General features: G+C 31.7%; 19 protein-coding genes. 12 read left to right on the forward strand and 7 right to left on the reverse strand.

Translation table 11 applies throughout. The annotated features are described in order from the left end of the window. Positions 1 to 142: 142 nt before the first annotated feature. Positions 143 to 1,615: a sensor histidine kinase gene (locus BUA82_RS06070; RefSeq protein WP_073005674.1), complete on the reverse strand. Its 1,473-nt coding sequence runs from the start codon at positions 1,613 to 1,615 to the stop codon at positions 143 to 145. Continuing rightward, positions 1,602 to 2,291, reverse strand: a complete 690-nt coding sequence (locus BUA82_RS06075; RefSeq protein WP_073005675.1) for a response regulator transcription factor — start codon at positions 2,289 to 2,291, stop codon at positions 1,602 to 1,604. The genes BUA82_RS06070 and BUA82_RS06075 overlap by 14 nt, the downstream gene beginning before the upstream one ends. Before the next feature lie 237 nt (positions 2,292 to 2,528). Between BUA82_RS06075 and BUA82_RS06080 the strand changes: the two genes are divergently transcribed. Together BUA82_RS06080 and BUA82_RS06085 are read left to right on the forward strand one after the other, a co-directional pair. Next, positions 2,529 to 3,098 carry a LemA family protein gene (locus tag BUA82_RS06080; RefSeq protein ID WP_073005676.1) on the forward strand — a complete coding sequence of 190 codons (570 nt, stop codon included), beginning with the start codon at positions 2,529 to 2,531 and terminating at the stop codon, positions 3,096 to 3,098. A gap of 3 nt (positions 3,099 to 3,101) precedes the next feature. Continuing rightward, a complete protein-coding gene (locus BUA82_RS06085) occupies positions 3,102 to 3,911 on the forward strand; it encodes a TPM domain-containing protein (protein ID WP_073005677.1) in 810 nt (269 codons plus the stop codon). Positions 3,912 to 4,084: 173 nt separating this feature from the next. On the opposite strand, the gene BUA82_RS06090 is transcribed toward BUA82_RS06085, so the two are convergent. The 4 genes from BUA82_RS06090 to BUA82_RS06105 all read right to left on the reverse strand — a co-directional run bounded on the left by BUA82_RS06090 (position 4,085) and on the right by BUA82_RS06105 (position 6,684). Further along, positions 4,085 to 4,504 (reverse strand): DUF3785 family protein, encoded by a 420-nt coding sequence (locus BUA82_RS06090; protein WP_073005678.1) that lies wholly within the window; start codon positions 4,502 to 4,504, stop codon positions 4,085 to 4,087. A 167-nt stretch (positions 4,505 to 4,671) separates the two neighbouring features. Beyond that, positions 4,672 to 5,427: a hypothetical protein gene (locus BUA82_RS06095; protein WP_073005679.1), complete on the reverse strand. Its 756-nt coding sequence runs from the start codon at positions 5,425 to 5,427 to the stop codon at positions 4,672 to 4,674. Positions 5,428 to 5,443: 16 nt separating this feature from the next. Beyond that, the gene (locus BUA82_RS06100; RefSeq protein ID WP_207650280.1) at positions 5,444 to 6,316 is read right to left on the reverse strand and encodes an ABC transporter ATP-binding protein; all 873 of its coding nucleotides are present in this window, start codon (positions 6,314 to 6,316) and stop codon (positions 5,444 to 5,446) included. Further along, positions 6,316 to 6,684, reverse strand: coding sequence for a GntR family transcriptional regulator (locus tag BUA82_RS06105; protein ID WP_073005680.1), 369 nt, complete (start codon positions 6,682 to 6,684; stop codon positions 6,316 to 6,318). Before BUA82_RS06105 ends, BUA82_RS06100 begins: the two co-directional genes overlap by 1 nt. Before the next feature lie 205 nt (positions 6,685 to 6,889). On the opposite strand from BUA82_RS06105, the gene BUA82_RS06110 reads away from it, so the two are divergent. Then, positions 6,890 to 7,615 (forward strand): lysophospholipid acyltransferase family protein, encoded by a 726-nt coding sequence (locus BUA82_RS06110; protein WP_073005681.1) that lies wholly within the window; start codon positions 6,890 to 6,892, stop codon positions 7,613 to 7,615. A 420-nt stretch (positions 7,616 to 8,035) separates the two neighbouring features. Beyond that, complete coding sequence (locus tag BUA82_RS06115) at positions 8,036 to 8,896, forward strand: 5'-methylthioadenosine/S-adenosylhomocysteine nucleosidase (protein ID WP_073005682.1); 861 nt, start codon at positions 8,036 to 8,038, stop codon at positions 8,894 to 8,896. Between the two features lie 225 nt (positions 8,897 to 9,121). Here BUA82_RS06115 and BUA82_RS21100 read toward each other — a convergent pair whose 3' ends face one another. After that, entirely contained in the window at positions 9,122 to 9,253 is a 132-nt protein-coding gene (locus BUA82_RS21100; RefSeq protein ID WP_278321563.1) for a hypothetical protein, read from the reverse strand. 345 nt (positions 9,254 to 9,598) lie between these two features. Here BUA82_RS21100 and BUA82_RS06120 point away from each other — a divergent pair, with 345 nt between their 5' ends. The 8 genes from BUA82_RS06120 (at position 9,599) to BUA82_RS06155 (ending at position 17,466) form a co-directional block, all read left to right on the forward strand. Beyond that, positions 9,599 to 11,107: a spore germination protein gene (locus tag BUA82_RS06120; protein ID WP_143148584.1), complete on the forward strand. Its 1,509-nt coding sequence runs from the start codon at positions 9,599 to 9,601 to the stop codon at positions 11,105 to 11,107. A 2-nt stretch (positions 11,108 to 11,109) separates the two neighbouring features. Then, positions 11,110 to 12,279, forward strand: coding sequence for a Ger(x)C family spore germination protein (locus tag BUA82_RS06125; protein WP_073005683.1), 1,170 nt, complete (start codon positions 11,110 to 11,112; stop codon positions 12,277 to 12,279). Beyond that, positions 12,276 to 12,488 (forward strand): hypothetical protein, encoded by a 213-nt coding sequence (locus BUA82_RS06130; protein WP_073005685.1) that lies wholly within the window; start codon positions 12,276 to 12,278, stop codon positions 12,486 to 12,488. The genes BUA82_RS06125 and BUA82_RS06130 overlap by 4 nt, the downstream gene beginning before the upstream one ends. A 45-nt stretch (positions 12,489 to 12,533) precedes the next feature. After that, the gene (locus BUA82_RS06135; RefSeq protein WP_073005686.1) at positions 12,534 to 13,652 is read left to right on the forward strand and encodes a GerAB/ArcD/ProY family transporter; all 1,119 of its coding nucleotides are present in this window, start codon (positions 12,534 to 12,536) and stop codon (positions 13,650 to 13,652) included. A 187-nt stretch (positions 13,653 to 13,839) separates the two neighbouring features. Next, positions 13,840 to 14,313, forward strand: coding sequence for a peptide-methionine (S)-S-oxide reductase MsrA (msrA, locus tag BUA82_RS06140; RefSeq protein ID WP_073005689.1), 474 nt, complete (start codon positions 13,840 to 13,842; stop codon positions 14,311 to 14,313). A 404-nt stretch (positions 14,314 to 14,717) separates the two neighbouring features. Next, entirely contained in the window at positions 14,718 to 15,782 is a 1,065-nt protein-coding gene (locus tag BUA82_RS06145) for a PTS sugar transporter subunit IIC (protein ID WP_073005691.1), read from the forward strand. 50 nt (positions 15,783 to 15,832) lie between these two features. After that, entirely contained in the window at positions 15,833 to 16,819 is a 987-nt protein-coding gene (locus BUA82_RS06150; protein WP_073005693.1) for a D-isomer specific 2-hydroxyacid dehydrogenase family protein, read from the forward strand. A gap of 251 nt (positions 16,820 to 17,070) precedes the next feature. Continuing rightward, entirely contained in the window at positions 17,071 to 17,466 is a 396-nt protein-coding gene (locus BUA82_RS06155; RefSeq protein ID WP_073005695.1) for a hypothetical protein, read from the forward strand. Positions 17,467 to 17,476: the final 10 nt, after the last annotated feature.

Consider the following 17,476-nt stretch of genomic DNA (forward strand, 5'->3'; position numbering starts at 1 on the left):
TTAAAAATTTATGTTTATTAATTAACTAAAAAATATTAACTAACTTAATAACTTTATAAATAATAACTGATGTAATGTAGTTTTATAGAAAAAAACTGTATTAAGGAAATATTTTTTCCTTAATACAGTTTATATCTTGAATCTAAATAGGTAACTTTATAATAAACTTACACCCTTTATTTTCTTCACTATATAACTCTATTTTTCCACTATGCTTTTCAACAATTGTTCTTGCAATAGCTAGCCCAAGACCTGTTCCACCTTTTTCAGAATTTCTTGACTCATCAGTCCTAACAAAGGGATTAAAAATATCCTTTTGAATTTCCCTAGGTATTCCTATACCGTTATCTTCTATAATTATCTCAAAATTACCTTTTAAAACTTCAGCTTTTATGTATACTTTAGTTTTAGGAGGATTATATTTAATAGCATTTATTATAAGATTACTTATACTCCTATCTAAGTTTTTACTATCAAATAGTAAAAACACTCTTTCTTCTGGTATTTCAAAGGTATAATCTATATCTTTATCTTCGAATTGTGGTATAAAACTCGCTATTAATTCTCTTAAAAACTCACAGATATCCATACTCTTTAAATTTAATTTAAACTCGCTGCTTTCCAATTTTGAAAATGCAAAAAGATCTTCTATAAGCATATTTGCTCTATAGCTGTTATGCTTTATAGTTTCTAGATACTTATCTATTTCTTCCCTAGTAAGCTCCGGATCCTTTAATATGAATTCTGAATAACCCAAAATACTAGATAATGGATTTCTTAAATCATGAGAAATATCCAGCATTAGCTTTTTTCTGTTAAGCTCAGCTTTTTCTTTCAGACTTTTTTCCATTTCAATTTTTTCTGCCATGGTATTAAAGGTATCTCTCAGCTCACCAAACTCATTTTCAGATTTAATATTTATTCGAGCGGAATAATCTCCATCTGATAAGGATTTGGCACCTTCCCTAAGCAACTCTAGAGGCTTAATAAAGTGCCTAGAAGTTATCCTTGATAAAAATAAAAATACAATAGCGATTATTCCAAAATCTAATACCAATATACTTATTATAAAACCTTTTGGATTTACCTTTCTTTCTCTCAAAAATGCCTTCACTAGGTTTTCCCTAGGCACTCCTGTAACCACTAAAAAATCTTTATTTTTATTATAAGCACTACTATATACATACCTGAAATTTCTGTCAGATAAACTAAGTTTTTTATTTCTAGTACTTTTTAAAGTTAAATCAATATTATCTTCATTTTCTGCTCCTAAAAGTAGGTTATAGCTGTCTAAGGAATACTTATCCTTAGCATTGGGATTATAGCCTTTTCTGTAGATAACATTATGATTGCTGTCTACTATTTCCATGTACCCACCTAAAGCCTCTATTTCACCAGTGTTTATTTCTTTATAATCATCCTTTATTAACACTTTAGCATTATTAATATCAAATCTATTAATATTAAAATAAAAGCTAAAAATACCAACTAATGTAAATATAACAATAACAAAAAGCAGAAGGGTTATAATAAAATATGAAAATACATAGTTTCTTAAAAGTATATTGGCTAGAGTCTTATTATTTTTCTTTCTTTTATTTCTACTTAACCACATTTTCAACCTTATATCCTATTCCTCGTATAGTCTTTAAATATTTAGGGACTTTAGGATCCTCCTCTATTTTGTCTCTTAAGTGGCTTATATGTACCATTATAGTATTTTCGTCTCCATAAAAAGGTTCTCCCCAAACCTCTTCATAAATTTGCTTTTTAGTAAACACCCTTCCCGGATTGTCCATTAACAGTTCTAAAATCCTATATTCTTTAGCATTTAGGTCCACTTTATTATTCTTTTTGTATACTGTGTAGCTTTCTTTATTAATGGTTATATCTCCTATAATAACTTCTCTTATGGGTTTTTCAGCTGTATATTTATAATATCTTCTAAGATGTGCCTGAACCCTGGCGCTTAATTCTAAAGGGCTAAAAGGTTTAACTATATAATCATCGGCACCTAGTCCTAGCCCTAAAATCTTATCGCTTTCTTCTCCCCTTGCCGTCAAAAATATCACTGGTATAGTGCTACTTTCTCTAATTTTTCTTAAAACATTAATACCATCCATTATGGGCATCATTACATCTAATACCGCAAGATCAATATTATTTTTTTCAAAAATATTTATTGCCTCCAAGCCATTTTCTGCCTCAAATATTTTGTAACCATCCTTAGATAAATGAAGATTTACTAAGTTTCTTATATCCCTTTCATCCTCAGCAATTAATATATTCACATGAACACCTGCCTTTAATACACTTTTAATTATTCATTTATTCTGCAAATAATTTATAAAAACCTCTCAACCCCCTTTTTTAATGAATATTTATATTTTCCTTATAAATTAACATTATTGTAACTACAATTGTATAAACTATTAATATATTGATTATATCATTAAATATATACATTTTATAAAAATATTATCATTCAATTATCTATATTATATAAAACTAATGTCAGGAGGATTATTATGAATAAAACACTTAAAAACATATTAATTGTAGCAGTCATAATTGCTATTATAATATTTCCTATAGTGGGAAGTTACAATGGCTTGGTTTCCTTAGATCAAAAGGTAAAAAAAGCAGAATCCAACATAGATACACAGCTTCAGAGACGTTCCGATTTAATACCCAACCTGGTAGAAACCGTGAAAGGCTATGCTGCCCAAGAGAAAGAAATATTTACAGACATAGCCAATGCTAGAGCAAAGCTTGCTGGTGCACAAAATATAAAGGATACTGCTAATGCAGATGCGGAGCTTTCCTCAGCCCTATCTAGGTTGCTAGTGGTGGTGGAGAGATATCCTGAATTAAAATCCAGCCAAAACTTTAAAGATTTAACAGTAAACCTAGAAGGTACAGAGAATAGAATTGCTATATCAAGACAAGATTATAATACTGCAGTGGATGCATATAACACTAGAGTTAGAAAATTTCCATCCTCCATTATAGCAGGGATATTCAATTTTAATGAAAAGCCTTACTATAAGGCTGCTGAAGGAGCCAAAGAGGTTCCTAAAGTAGATTTTACTAAATAACCTATGAATATATTTAATAGTAAGAATAAAGATAAGCTTAAATTATCAGTGATATTCTTAATTCTAGTGTTATTACTCAGCTTTACTGCAGTAAAGGCAGAAATAGCTATCCCACAGCCTACTAACCTTAAGTATGTCAACGATTATTCTCAGGTACTAGATAAACCTACGGTAGAATATCTAGTTTCTGTAGGAAAGGAATTAGAAGATAAAACTACAGCCCAAGCAGTGGTAGTGGTTATGGATTCTTTTCAAAGAAACGATCCAGAATCTTATGCTAATACATTATTTAGAACCTGGGGAATAGGACAAAAGGGTAAAGACAATGGTCTTTTAATATTGATAGCTGTGAAGGATAGAAAATGGAAAGTAGAAGTAGGAAGAGGATTAGAAGGTGCAGTAACAGATACCTTTTCCTCTAGAGTAATGGAAGATGTAGCTACGCCTTCTTTTCAAGAAGGTAATTATAGCGAAGGTATTAAAAAAGCCTATTCCATTTTTGCAGACAGCATAGCAAAAGAATATAATGTTACTTTAGATAAGAACATGAAAGTCTCTATGCCCTCTTCGCAAAAAACTAAAGGGAATCCTGTAATAGGCTATATATTCATAACTTTACTAGCCTTAGACGTTCTACTAAATCGTGGCAGAGTCATCAGAACCTTATTAAATATTTTCTTTTGGCAATCCTTTTGGGGCGGTCGTGGAGGCGGTAGAGGCGGTGGTGGCTTCGGCGACAACTCCTCAGGAGGAGGTTTTGGTGGTTTCGGTGGAGGCTCTTCCGGAGGCGGCGGATCCTCCGGCAGCTGGTAAAAATAGAGATGGTGCCAGTCACGTGACAAGTGACAAAATACTATAAAAAATGTGGAGGTTACCTATGTACCTCCACATTTTTATTGTTTGTATATAATTATTAAAAGTGTATAAGAATCATAATACTAAACTGATAATAGTATGCTATTATCCATTCTAATTACAAAAATCTTCTATATCTCACACTGTTCAATTTCTATAGAGTAATCGCTGCAATGCTTGCATACTATTACGCTTGCTATATAGCTTTTATCTACTTTCCCTTGTTTTAACAACCTATTATAAGATGTATCTTCATAAGCTTTTGATAAAGTGCTCATCACATAGTTACTATCTTTAGTGAATATGTAAAAATGAAACTCTAAAAATTCAAAGTACTTTGCTTTTTCTGCCACTCCTGTTTTGCAGTTTTCACAAGACTCTTCATAGTATTCCGCGTCAAAGCTTACTTCACTATTTTCATTTAATAACTCTAATATGTTTGAAGCATTAATTCCCTGTACTGGACTTTCTTCATCATTAATAACGGCTTCCAAATTTTCTAAAGTAAGCTCATAATTTTTATCATTAAAAACAAATTGATACTTTTCCATAGTTCTTCTCCTCCTGATACTATAACTATTTTAATGTAAGGCATCGTACAATTTTACATTATAACTATTGTTCCCAAATATTGTTATGATTTATTATACTATAAAATTTAAAAGACTGTCTTATTAATTTTCATAAGACAGTCTTTACATTTTAACATATTTCTTTATTATTTAGAATTTCTAACGCTTAACCTTCTAACTATAATCCAAGCTAATGCATAAAGTATTAAGGCTAAGGAAAGCTGTTTAACTGCATATATTAATAAATTATTTTTACTGAAGAAGAAATCTCCTAAGGTTTTAAATATGCTTGTTACAACTTTTAAATTCAATATAGTTATAGGCAATACAAAGACAGCTATCCATATTTTATTTCTAAATTTATAAATGGCAGCACCTAGCAGATTAAAAAATGAAGATAAAACCATAAACATTATAGTAAGCATTAATATTATATATAATATATTGTCATCTTTAAGATTAAACATCAGTTGATCATAAAGAGGCTGTTTCCCTATAAGAGTTATTATTTTTCCATCTAACTTCATTAATATTCCTTGTATTACTGACATAGACAAAGCCAGGATGAAGTTATGAATTACTGCCCCAATATAAAAATCTTTTCTAGAAGAGCTGAAACCTATAGCTATAGGAAAACTTTCATAATACATCATCATGTTATAAACTATAAAGAATATGGCAATGGAAATTATATTTCCTGCAGCTACATTTACCTTGGTATCATTTATATATAAACCCATACTAAAAGCAGCTTCATTAGATTGCATCCCAAAAGATGCGTCAAAATATAAATTTAATGCATAAAATCCTATATTCACCAGCAGTATTATAATCCAGAATATAATAAAGGGCTTTTTACTATCATAAACTTGATATTTTACTTGTCTTTTTAAAGCTTCCATGATTATCCCTCCTAACTTAACATTCTTCTGTTAAATATATAAATAATTTTTGTAAAGGCATAGGACTTATCTCAAGATTATTTTCTCTTAAAATTTGCAGTTCCTTATCATTAAACTTTCCCCATACCCCTATGATTGAAGTAGCTCCAAAGCTTTCCTTATGGATTATCTTCTTACCACTAATAAGAGGCATAATAACTTCTTCTTTACCGCTTATAAACCTAGCTTTTTCTAATAAACTTACCACATCTTCCTGTACCATCACTTCACCCTTATTTAATATTAGTACTTCTTCAAACATATTGCTTACTTCGTCAATTAAATGAGTGGATATGATTATAGTTCTAGGATTTATCTCATAATCCTGTAAAAGCAGGTTGTAAAATTTTTCTCTGGCAGCTGCATCTAAGCCTAAAGATGGCTCATCAAAGATAGTAATCCTCGCTCTAGATGCAAGACCTATAATAAGCCCTACAATAGACTGAGTTCCTCTAGATAAATTTTTATATTTCTTTTTAGTATTTAGATTAAATTCTTTAACTAAAGAATTTTTGTATTCTTCATCCCAGTTTTTATATAGTATAGAGGCTATAGCAAAAATCTCTTCTGCTTTTTTATCTTCTGTAGAGAATCCCTTTTCCTTTACAAGGCAAATATTTTCTAATGCATTAGAATTCTCAAACACCTCTTCCCCATATATCTTAACTTCACCGCTATCTCTAATAATTTCACTGCATATTAGATTTAAAAGAGTGGTCTTTCCAGCCCCATTTCTTCCAAGCAAACCATATATTTTATTTTCATGTATGGTTAAATCAATATCTTTAACAGCTTCTGTTTTTCTGTAGGATTTTGTTAGACCCTTGCACTGTATTGCAGAATTCATCATTATTCTCCCCCCTTATATTCTTCAATAATTTTAATTACATCATCCTTTGTAAGCTCGAGCCTTACCGCTTCTTTTAAAAGCTCTGGTATGGCATCTTTTAAAAAACTATCTTGTCTTTTCTTTAATATTTTTCTTCGGGCCCCCTCTGAAACAAACATACCTAAACCTCTCTTTTTGAAAAGTATTCCATCCTCTACTAAAATATTCAGTCCTTTTCCTGCAGTGGCAGGATTTATCTGATATACCTTGGCAAACTGATTGGTAGAAGGAGCTTGATCCCCTTCCTTTAAGTTCCCATTGAGTATATCATTTTCGATGTTCTCAGCTATTTGTATATATATGGATTTCTCTGAACTTAGGTCTAGCACTCATTTCACCTCCATAAACTAATTATATTCAGCTACGTTCATTGGTTATATAGTTCATTACTTATATAACTAACTATACAACATTTATATGACTTTGTAAATACCTTTAAGAGAAATAATGGAAATTTTATTTAATGTTACACTTTAATAAGTTATTTATTTGTACTATAATTTAACCATATCTCATGATTACTGGAGGTTTAATATGTTAAGAACAATTGCTTGGTATACCCACTTTGCCACGACTTTAATAGCTACATCAACTAAAATACACAATGTTAGGTCCTTAGAGGCCGAAGGGAAACTAGCTGAAAGAGATGAATACGTACATAAAATCACATCTCAATGGGCTATGTCTCAAGTTAAGATGAGCGGCGCAAATATTAAGGTTTATGGAGAGGAAAACCTACCAAAAGATAGAACAGTGCTTTTTATGAGCAATCATCAAGGGAATTTTGATATTGCTCTATTAATGAGTTATATAGATAAGCCTAAGGGCTATATTTCAAAAATTGAAATGAAAAAAATTCCTATCCTTAGAACCTGGATGGAATTTATGAATTGTGTGTTTATGGATAGGAGTAGCCTAAGAAAATCTGCTGAGGCTATTGCTGAAGGCATTAGGATTTTAAAAAGCGGTTATTCTATGGTTATTTTTCCTGAAGGCACTAGAAGTAAAGGTGATACTTTAGGGGAGTTCAAAGCCGGCAGCTTTAAGCTTGCTACAAAAGCAAAGGTTCCCATAGTTCCCATTACTATTAAAGGCTCTTATAAGCTAATGGAGCAGAACGGAAATAAAATAAAGCCTGGATTAGTAGAAATGTACATCCATCCTATGGTAGAAACTGAGAATCTTTCAAAAGAAGAGTTGGATTTACTTCCACTTAAGGTTAAAGATATAATTCAAAGTAAATTATCAAGTGATTCTTAGCTTCAGGTGGAGTTTGCTTAAAAGAAATACGCCTCCATCTGAAGCTTAGAAGAACTTATCCAGGAGCTTAGCGCCCCTTATGCCACCACTTAAAGAAGCGGGGTATTAGGGGCGGTTAGCTATCAGATAAAAAGTAGGGTATATAAGAAAGAATATTCTTATATACCCTACTTTTTATGGTGCTTTTAAACTATTTATTCTAAGCTAATACTTTTTAAAATAAATACATATAAATATTTATCATTGTATAAAATGTTCGCAATTTTATAAAGTTATTATATTTTTATTTGCTTTTAATGATTATATAATATATAATTAACACTGTTATACGAACTATTACAGTTAAACCTAAAGTATTGTTCGCATTATAAGCTTATTGCTAGCATAAACTATTAATATATCTTAAAGGAGATATTACATATGAAAAAAACTATACTATCTATAACCCTAACAGCATTAATAGCATTAATGGCATCAGGTTGTGCAGTTTCTAATAATCAGAATTCTTCAACTAATGCTTCTCAAAATACTCCCGGTAAAAAGCCTATTATTATTCAAGGTGCCATGGATGCGGAAACTCAAAAATTAGTATCTGAGCTAAAGGATTCGGAAAAAATCAGCTATGGTGGTTGGACTTTTTGGAAAGGTAAAATTGATGACTATCCTGTAGTGGTTTCTAAAACTGAAATAGGTATGACTAATGCTGCCGCAGCAACTACATTAGCTATTGAAAAATTTAATCCTAGAGCCATAATAAATCAAGGTACTTCTGGCGGCCATGATCCCTCACTACATAAATTAGATATAGTTATAGGAAAAAAATCAGTAAACTTTGGAGCATTTAGATCAGAGCATGGAGATTTGGGAAAAGGCATTAAGCCTGAAAACTGGATACCTATGACAATAGAAGTAAATACCAAAGGAGAAATTAAGGAATATAAAGAGTTCCAAGGTAATGAAGAGCTTATAAAAATAGCTAACTCCGTTAAAGATACTTATAAATCCGGTAAGATTGTGGAAGGGGTTATAGGTTCAGCCGATGAGTGGAATAGAGAATTAGATAGGATAAAATGGCTTAATACCAAATATGGTACATCTACAGAAGAAATGGAAACAGCTTCTGCAGCTCAAGTTTCAAAAGCTTATGATGTCCCTTTCTTAGGTATAAGAATTCTATCTAATAGTGAAGTTCATAATGAAGAATATGATAAAACTTCTGGGGATAACTGTCAGGATTATGTTCTTACTGTAGTAAAGGAACTAATAAAACAATCAAAATAATATCTACATCAAGTGATTTTTAGCTTCAGGTGGAGTTTGCTTAAAAGAAATACGTCTCCATTTGAAGCTTAGAAGAATTTATCCAGGAGAGATTAGCTATCGGATAAACTAACTTTAATTGCATATAATAATAGGCTGTGGAAAAGATATTCACTAATCTTTCTCACAGCCTCATTTTTTATGCATAACTAAACCACCTTTTACACTTAGTATGTTATTATAATTTTAGCTTAATAATACTCCGCAGTTCTCTAGATTAATACCTTTCTTTTCTGATATATCCATAATCTCCTTTGAAAAAAATATTAATCCTATGCATACATATACAGCTTCTAATATATTCATTAAGTTTCTCATAACTTTTTCCTCCCTAGAAATAATTATATTAAATTTACCTTACAACCTTATTATAAGAGATACTGTACTGCTTAACCATGATATTTCCCTTACAAACCCTCTAGTTATCTTACACTTTTGTAATTATCAAGTGATTCTTAGCTTCAGATTTCGTTTGCTTAAAAGGAATACTTACTCCAGCTAAAGCTTAGAAGAACTTATCCGGAGCCTAACGCCCCTTATCCCATCACTTAAAGAAGTGGGGGTATTAGGGTCGCAGTTAGCTATGAGATAAAAAATAATTTAACTTTAAGAATATAATAGAAAAAACTGTAAATACTAATTTAAAAGCAAGGAGGTGTGACCTTGTTAAACTCAAATAATACAAATATGTCAGCTAATTTAAAATTGTCCAATACTATAAATGACAATATTAATATGTTTAAGCAATTATTTTCTAAAAATGATACAGTGATTTATAGGGAATTTCAGAACCAGAGAAATCCTAATGTAAAATTTTGCCTCATTTATACCGACGGCATGATAGATAAGGAAGTAGTCAACGAACATATTATTTTACCCTTAATGAAATCTTCCTTTAGAGAAAGTTTAAACCCCCAAAACATGTTAAATACATTCACAAATCAGGTAGTAATTGCAGGAGCTGTAGAGAAATCTTCCGATGTTAATGAAATGATCTCTTCCATATGCTATGGTGATAGCTTACTTTTAGTAGAAGGGGTTAGTGAAGCTTTAATAATAGATACAAAAGCATGGCCTACAAGGGCTGTGGGAGAACCCGAATCTGAAAAAGGGGTCAGAGGCTCTCGAGAAGGTTTCACCGAGAGCATCATGTTAAATCTTACTATGGTAAGAAGAAGATTAAGAACCCATGAATTTAAAGAAGTTTTTAAAGAAGTAGGTCAAAGGAGTAAAACCCAAATATGTATTTCCTATATTGAAGGCATCGCGCAAGACACTATCGTAAATGAGGTGCTAAAACGGGTTAATGCCATTAATATTGACGGAGTATTGGAATCGGAATATATAGAAGAGTTTATAAAGGACTCACCTTACTCCTTGTTTAAAACCATTGGAAATACTGAAAGCCCAGACATAGTGGTTGCTAAACTTCTGGAAGGAAAGGTAGCTATATTTTGTGATGGTACCCCCTTTGTTCTGACAATGCCATATTTATTCGTAGAATACTTTCAAGTTCCTGAAGATTACTATAATAACTATTTATATTCAAGCTTTAATAGATTGCTTAGGTACTTAGCATTCTTCTTAGGCACCAGTGTACCTGCTGTTTATGCCGGTATAGTTACCTTCCACCAGGAGCTGATTCCCACTTCACTATTATTAAGTATATCAGCCTCCAGGAGGGGTATCCCTCTTCCAACGGTGGTAGAAGCTATAGTCATGCTTATAGGCTTTGATTTATTGAGAGAAGGCGGAATACGAATTCAAAAACCTATAGGTCAAACTATAAGCATTGTAGGCGCTCTAATTTTAGGTGAAGCCGCGGTAAATGCTAGAATAATCAGTTCTCCTATGGTAATTGTAGTGGCCTCTACTGCACTTAGTTCTTTCTTAATTCCTAAAATGAAGGGAGCTTTTATAATTATAAGATTGATATTTCTATTTCTAGCTTCTTTTCTAGGACTATATGGCTATATTTTTGGAGTAATGACATTATTTTTATATCTCATGTCACTAGAGTCTTTTGGAGTACCTTATATGCTGTATACTTATTCCTTTAACACTAAAGAATTAAAAGATACCTTAGTGAGAGCTCCATGGAAAACTCAACGTTTAAGACCAAAGGTAATCACTAAAGATAGATCAAGAAACAATACAAAAGGAAAAGGTTAGGAATGAATATGAGATGGAAAAGGTCAGTTTCTATAATTGTTTTATTATTTATCACTACTTTTATTTTTAGCGGTTGCTGGGACTATAAAGAAACAGAAAAATTAGATGTAGTAATAGGCATTGCCATAGATAAAGAAGACTTTACCAATGAATACATAATTACGGGGGAAATTGCCTCTCCTTCCACAGGGGAAAGACAATCTAAATATCAATCTAAAATTTATTCCGCAAAAGGTAAGAGTATTCTTGAAGCAACTAGAAATTTTATACCCCAAACCGGGAGGAGAACCTTTTGGAGCAACTCCAACATTTTAATATTAAGCAAAAAAATAGTAGAAAAAGATATATCTAAGGTATTAGAGTGGCTTTATAGAGAAAGTGAAATTAGAGGAGATTTAATGACTTTGGTTTCAAATAAGAGCACCGCAAGAGAAATCCTAGAAAAAGGTCAAAATCCTGATACTATAAGATCCATTGAAATAGCATATGCTCTTAACAACAACAAACATATTGGTACATATCCTAAGACTCAACTGAGCAAATTAGTAGATAATTTAAAGAGTAAAGAATCTACAGTGCTTATACCTTTAATAGATTTAATTAATGAAGAAAAAAAAGTTGGTTTTCAAGTTATGGGAAGTGCCATCCTTCAGCAAAAAAAAGTTATAGGCTATCTTAAACCTGAAGAAACTCAAGCTGCTCTGCTTCTTAGAAATGATATAAAACATGCGGTAATGGTAATAGATGATTCTGATAATGGTGGTGGGAATATTACTATAATACTATATAATCCTAAAATTCAAATAAAGCCTATAGATAAGAATGGCGAGTTAGAGTTAAATATAACCTTAAAGTCCTCCATAGACTTAAATGAAATTACAATAGATGTAGATTTAACAAAAAAAGAAGAGGAAGAAAATATTAGGAAGCAATGCGAAAACGCTTTAAAGAAACAGTTAAATAACATTATTAATTTAAGTAAAAATCAATATAAGGCAGACATATTTGATTTTTATTACAAAATAGAAGCAAAGACCCCCTCCTACATAAAAAAAATAAAATCTGGTTGGGAAGAAACCTACCTGCAATCAAAGATAAATATAGATGTTAATCTAGATATCAGAAGTACTAAGCTTATAATAAATCCCATTAGAGGAGGAATGAAACCATGAAGCTTATTATTTTAATAGCTTCTTATATACTTATATTTGTCCTAGAAATGGCTTATACCACTCAAGAAAAATCTTTTAAAAGTATATTTTCCTATTCACTTATAATGATGGTTTCCTTATACATAAGTATCCTCTTGGTTTCTGGCAAAAAAATTGTGAGTATAGCTTATATAATTGACAAATTATTTACTAGCATAATTAAAATATAATCTTTACTTAAAAACATCACTTAATAAATATATAGGAGAATAACTATGAATGAAACTATTTCAAATAAACAAGGTGTAAGTTTGCTAGTATTATTCACTATAGCGGGAAATTTGATTTTTGGTATAAGTGCAGAAGCTAAAAAAGATGCATGGCTGGCTTTAATACTAGGTTTTGTAATTACTATCCCTATATTATGGATTTATAGCAAACTTCTGAGTTTACTTCCTGGCAAAAATATATATGAATTATGTCTTACAGCCTTTGGCAAAATAACAGGAGCCTTTGTTTCATTGTTTTTTATATGGTTTTCATTGCATTTAGGTGCCTTGGTTTTGTTTGATTTCAATGTTTATATAAACGTAGTGGGGTTAATTTATACTCCTGAACTTGTTATTTCTATAATGATATTAACACTGTGTATCGCAGCTGGGAAATATGGAGTTAGGATTCTGGGGAGATGGGGAGACTTTTTTTTCAAAATAGTTTTTTTATTGATAATATTTGTCCCGTTATTATCTGTACAAAATATGAAAATCCAAAATATACTACCCGTGCTTCAAGGTGGTATAAAGCCAGTTTTAAGTGCTGCTGTTTCAGCCTACTCATTTCCTTTTGGAGAAACAATAATTTTCATGCCCATTATGGCTATGCTTCAGGATAAAAAATCCTATTTTAAGGTATATTTAGCGGGCTCCTTAATAGGTGCTTTGTTTTTACTAATAATTACCTTTACAAATATATTGGTTTTGGGTGCCTACGCCTTAAGCATAAATTATTTTCCTACATACATTACGGTATCCCTTATAGCCATAGGTGATTTTTTTCAAAGGATACAGATATTAGTATCCATACTTTTTCTTCTATGTGGCTTCGTGGAAATTACTATCTGCCTTATTTCCGCATCTAAAGGATTGTCTAAAATTTTCAACTTAAAGGACTATAAATTTTTCCTTACCCCTTGTGCCTTACTAATAATTAATCTTTCTTATATAGTATTTAATAATGATATAGAATCTACACGTTTTATGCCAGGCTTTGACCACTATTATAAAATTTTTATCACTGCACTGTTACCTTTTTTAGTATTAATTGCTGCAAAATATAAGTTAAAAAAGGGCAAAAAGTTATCCTCTAAAGAACCCTCTAAAACAAGTGATTCTTAGCTTCAGGTGGAATTTGCTTAAAAGGAATACGCCTCCATCTGAAGTTAAGAAGAACTTATTCAGGAGCTTAGCTCTCATTATCTAGCTATTCTCTAATCAGAACTTAATCTTTTATGTAGCAATTTATACTTAGTTGATTTAAAATCGTATATAAGAAAGGTTATTAATAATAAGGAGTGTGGTAAATATGAAAGAAATTGTACTTGCTGGTGGTTGCTTTTGGGGCGTGGAAGAATTTATATCAAGACTTCAGGGAGTACTTGAAACAGAAGTAGGCTTCGCTAATGGCAGAATTGAAAACCCTACTTATGAAAAGGTGTGTCATGAAAACACTGGCTTTGCTGAAGCTGTATATGTTAGATATGATGAAAATAAATTACCCTTAGATAAATTATTAGAGGAATATTGGAGCATAATTGACCCCACAGTCATAAATAGACAAGGTCCAGATGTAGGCAGCCAATACAGAACAGGAATATATTACTTAGATAAAAATGATAAAAAAATAATATTAGAAAGCAAAGAAAATATTCAAAAGCATTATGATAAAAAAGTAGTAACTGAAATAGAAGAATTAAGGAATTATTATAAGGCCGAAGAATATCATCAAAAATATCTTAAAAAGAATCCTGGTGGATATTGCCATATAAAACTAGACTAGTACTTATCTCGTCATAGCTATACATTTTATTTTATAGTTAATTGATAATGCTTATAAATAAATTTATTAATAAGTATAACTTAGAATAGAGGAGAGTATCATCAAGGCCTTGAGCTTTGAGATATTCTCTTTTTATTGGCTAAAAAGCTTGCCTATAAAAATTTTAATCATGAGGTTAACCCAAATCCATAGGATGGATTTTTTACAATATATTATATCTTTTGATATATTGATAAAATATTGCTATTATTTCCCACAAAATTGCTACAATCGTTAAAATAAACCTACATATTTTTATATATCATCAAAAATATCGGAAATTTACATTGACAAAATTTCTACAAGCAATTAAAATTATCTAGTAATAATTTTCAGATGATACATTTTACAAAGGAGGACATTTTATGTCAGAAAAACAACAGAAAATCTCTGCTAAAGAATTTTTTAATAAAGTTCTTGCAGGGCTAAGTATCGGTATAGTAGTGGCTTTAGTACCAGGAGCACTTCTTGGAGAGTTAGCAAAGGCTTTGCTCCCAAGCTTTCCTGCGGTTCAAGGAATCATAGACGCTACAAATTTAGCTCAACGTATGCTTCCAATGGTTATTGGTGTAACAGTAGCTATGCAGTTTAAATTTACTCCTATTCAAACTTCTTCTATAGGTATAGCTACAGTAATCGGATCCGGTGTGGCTTCCTCTGCAGCAAAGAATGCTTTCACTTTTGCAGGTACCGGTGATGTTATCAATGCAGGTATAACTGCTGCCATAGCCACAGGTTTAGTATTATTACTAGGCAATCGTCTTAAGGCTTATACTATACTTTTAGTTCCTACCATCGTTATTTCGGTAGCAGGATTATTGGGATTGGCTACCTTGCCTTATGTAAAGCTAATTACAAAATATATAGGTGATTTAATACAAAACTTCACCACCCTTCAACCGATTTTAATGGGTATATTAACAGCTATAGCCTTTGCACTGCTTATAGTATCACCTATTTCTACAGTGGGAGTAGCCACAGCTATTTCTCTATCTGGTATAGGTTCAGGAGCAGCAAATTTGGGTATAGTGGCGGCAGGATTTGGACTTGCAGTAGCAGGATGGAGATCCAACTCTGTAGGAACATCTGTAGCTCACTTCCTAGGCTCACCTAAGATGCAAATGGCTAACTTTATTAAGAAGCCAAGAATGATAGTGCCTATAGTACTCAACGCTGCTGTTTTGGGAGCATTAGCTGGCATATTTAATATAAACGGAACACCTATGAGCGCTGGTTTTGGTATATCCGGACTTATAGGACCAATAAATGCATTAAACTTAGCAAAAGGCGGTTGGAGCCCAGCTAACATAATACTTATAGCTGTAATATTTGTAATTATACCTATAGCATTAGCTTTAGTATTTAATTATGTATTCACAAAAATAGTTAAATTAGTAAATTCAGAAGACTACAAATTAAACTTTGAATAAGATTAAACTTAAATCTTAGATATATTTATTTACACCAAGGAGGATTGACCATGAAAATTATCGCATATGCAGTAAGACCAGATGAGCTATCAAGCTTTGAAAAATATTCAAAGAAGTTAGGTCATGATGTAACCCTAGTAAAAGAATCCTTTGCTCCAGAAAATGCTCATCTAGCTGAAGGCTATGATGCCGTTAGCATATTAGGAAACTGCAGAGCTACCTCAGAAGCTTTAGAAATACTTTCTAAATTAAATATAAATTATTTAGCTACCCGTTCAGCAGGGGTTAATAACATAGACATGGAAGCTGCAAGAAGGTTTAACATAAGGGTTTCCAATGTTCCTGCTTATTCTCCTAATGCTGTTGCTGAATTTGCAGTAGCTTCAACCCTATGTATAGCACGTAACCTTCATCAAGCTATTAGAAGAGTAGATGTGCAAAATTTTGGACTAGCAGGTCTTATAGGTTTCGAGCTTAGAAATAAAACCATAGGATTTATAGGAACTGGAAGAATAGGGTTAACTGCCATCAAAGCTTTCTCAGGCTTTGGAGCAAAAATGATAGGTTATGATTTATATCCTAATGAAGAAGCAAAAAAATATATAGAATATAGAACCTTAGATGAATTATTTGCAGAAGCAGACATAATATCCATGCATTGCCCACTAACCTCTGAAAACTTACATCTAATTAATGCTGAAAATATCTCAAAGATGAAAGATGGAGTGGTTATAGTAAATACAGCCCGTGGAGCTTTAATGGATGCTGCTGCGGTTATTGAAGGTTTGAAATCTGGAAAAATAGGTGGACTAGCTACAGATGTTTATGAAAATGAAGTAGGAATATTCCATAGCGACCACACTAACTCTATTTTAAAGGACGATATCCTTGCAAGACTTCTTCAATTCCCTAACGTTTTAGTTACCCCACACTTTGGTTTCTACACTGATGAAGCCGTATCCAACATGGTAGAGTATTCCTTACAAAACCTTAAGGATTTTGAAGTAAATAACCAATGTAAAAATGAGATCAAATAAATTATATTAATAAAAAGACTAGGAGAAAAGTAGTTATTATAATCATGACCATAACTACTATCCCCTAGTCTTTATTATCTATCCACATACTCTTATCTCTTACTTCTTACCTCTTACCTATTAACTCTTACTCCTTACTTCTTCACTAATTTTCAATTACCTATTACAGTATTCCTATAAAAGTAATATAATTAAATTATTATGTAAACCTTTACTGAAGATGCTTATATTATCGTCACGGAGGGATTAAAATGGTACGTGTTCTAAAAACTGAAAAACGCTATCATGACTTTACTTCAGAAGCTTGGGAAAGATATCCTAAGGAAGCCTTAGAAAGATTAAATTATGTAAAAAACAACGCACCAACAGAAATTTACAACTTGTTCTTAGTAGATACTCTTAAATTTATGCTTTCTGGCTCAGAAGACCAAGAGTTGTCAGTAAATGCTAAGGGGCTAAAAAGCCTATGCAAAGGCCTATTATTAGCCTTAGAAAATATGCATAGCGATACTCCTCTACAGGTATATGAAGACATGCTTGGTTTTTATGAAATCTCAATTATTAACTCCATAGCAAATCTTCAACAAAATAAGGACAACCTTCAAGAAGCCAAAAAAGAAGCCTTCTATAATAATTTATATTGGTAGAAGTGGTACC

Source organism: Clostridium amylolyticum (assembly GCF_900142075.1).
Taxonomy (GTDB): domain Bacteria; phylum Bacillota; class Clostridia; order Clostridiales; family Clostridiaceae; genus Clostridium_AA; species Clostridium_AA amylolyticum.

Bases quoted from the DNA above. Each gene is read 5' to 3' on its own strand.
- BUA82_RS06110 (WP_073005681.1), top strand. From the start codon at position 6,890: ATGTTAAGAACAATTGCTTGGTATACCCACTTTGCCACGACTTTAATA.
- BUA82_RS06135 (WP_073005686.1), top strand. From the start codon at position 12,534: ATGAATGAAACTATTTCAAATAAACAAGGTGTAAGTTTGCTAGTATTA.
- BUA82_RS06100 (WP_207650280.1), bottom strand. From the start codon at position 6,316: ATGATGAATTCTGCAATACAGTGCAAGGGTCTAACAAAATCCTACAGA.
- BUA82_RS06080 (WP_073005676.1), top strand. From the start codon at position 2,529: ATGAATAAAACACTTAAAAACATATTAATTGTAGCAGTCATAATTGCT.
- BUA82_RS06150 (WP_073005693.1), top strand. From the start codon at position 15,833: ATGAAAATTATCGCATATGCAGTAAGACCAGATGAGCTATCAAGCTTT.
- BUA82_RS21100 (WP_278321563.1), bottom strand. From the start codon at position 9,253: ATGAGAAACTTAATGAATATATTAGAAGCTGTATATGTATGCATAGGA.
- BUA82_RS06130 (WP_073005685.1), top strand. From the start codon at position 12,276: ATGAAGCTTATTATTTTAATAGCTTCTTATATACTTATATTTGTCCTA.
- BUA82_RS06145 (WP_073005691.1), top strand. From the start codon at position 14,718: ATGTCAGAAAAACAACAGAAAATCTCTGCTAAAGAATTTTTTAATAAA.
- BUA82_RS06125 (WP_073005683.1), top strand. From the start codon at position 11,110: ATGAATATGAGATGGAAAAGGTCAGTTTCTATAATTGTTTTATTATTT.
- BUA82_RS06085 (WP_073005677.1), top strand. From the start codon at position 3,102: ATGAATATATTTAATAGTAAGAATAAAGATAAGCTTAAATTATCAGTG.
- BUA82_RS06115 (WP_073005682.1), top strand. From the start codon at position 8,036: ATGAAAAAAACTATACTATCTATAACCCTAACAGCATTAATAGCATTA.
- BUA82_RS06070 (WP_073005674.1), bottom strand. From the start codon at position 1,615: ATGTGGTTAAGTAGAAATAAAAGAAAGAAAAATAATAAGACTCTAGCC.
- BUA82_RS06090 (WP_073005678.1), bottom strand. From the start codon at position 4,504: ATGGAAAAGTATCAATTTGTTTTTAATGATAAAAATTATGAGCTTACT.
- BUA82_RS06095 (WP_073005679.1), bottom strand. From the start codon at position 5,427: ATGGAAGCTTTAAAAAGACAAGTAAAATATCAAGTTTATGATAGTAAA.
- BUA82_RS06155 (WP_073005695.1), top strand. From the start codon at position 17,071: ATGGTACGTGTTCTAAAAACTGAAAAACGCTATCATGACTTTACTTCA.
- msrA (WP_073005689.1), top strand. From the start codon at position 13,840: ATGAAAGAAATTGTACTTGCTGGTGGTTGCTTTTGGGGCGTGGAAGAA.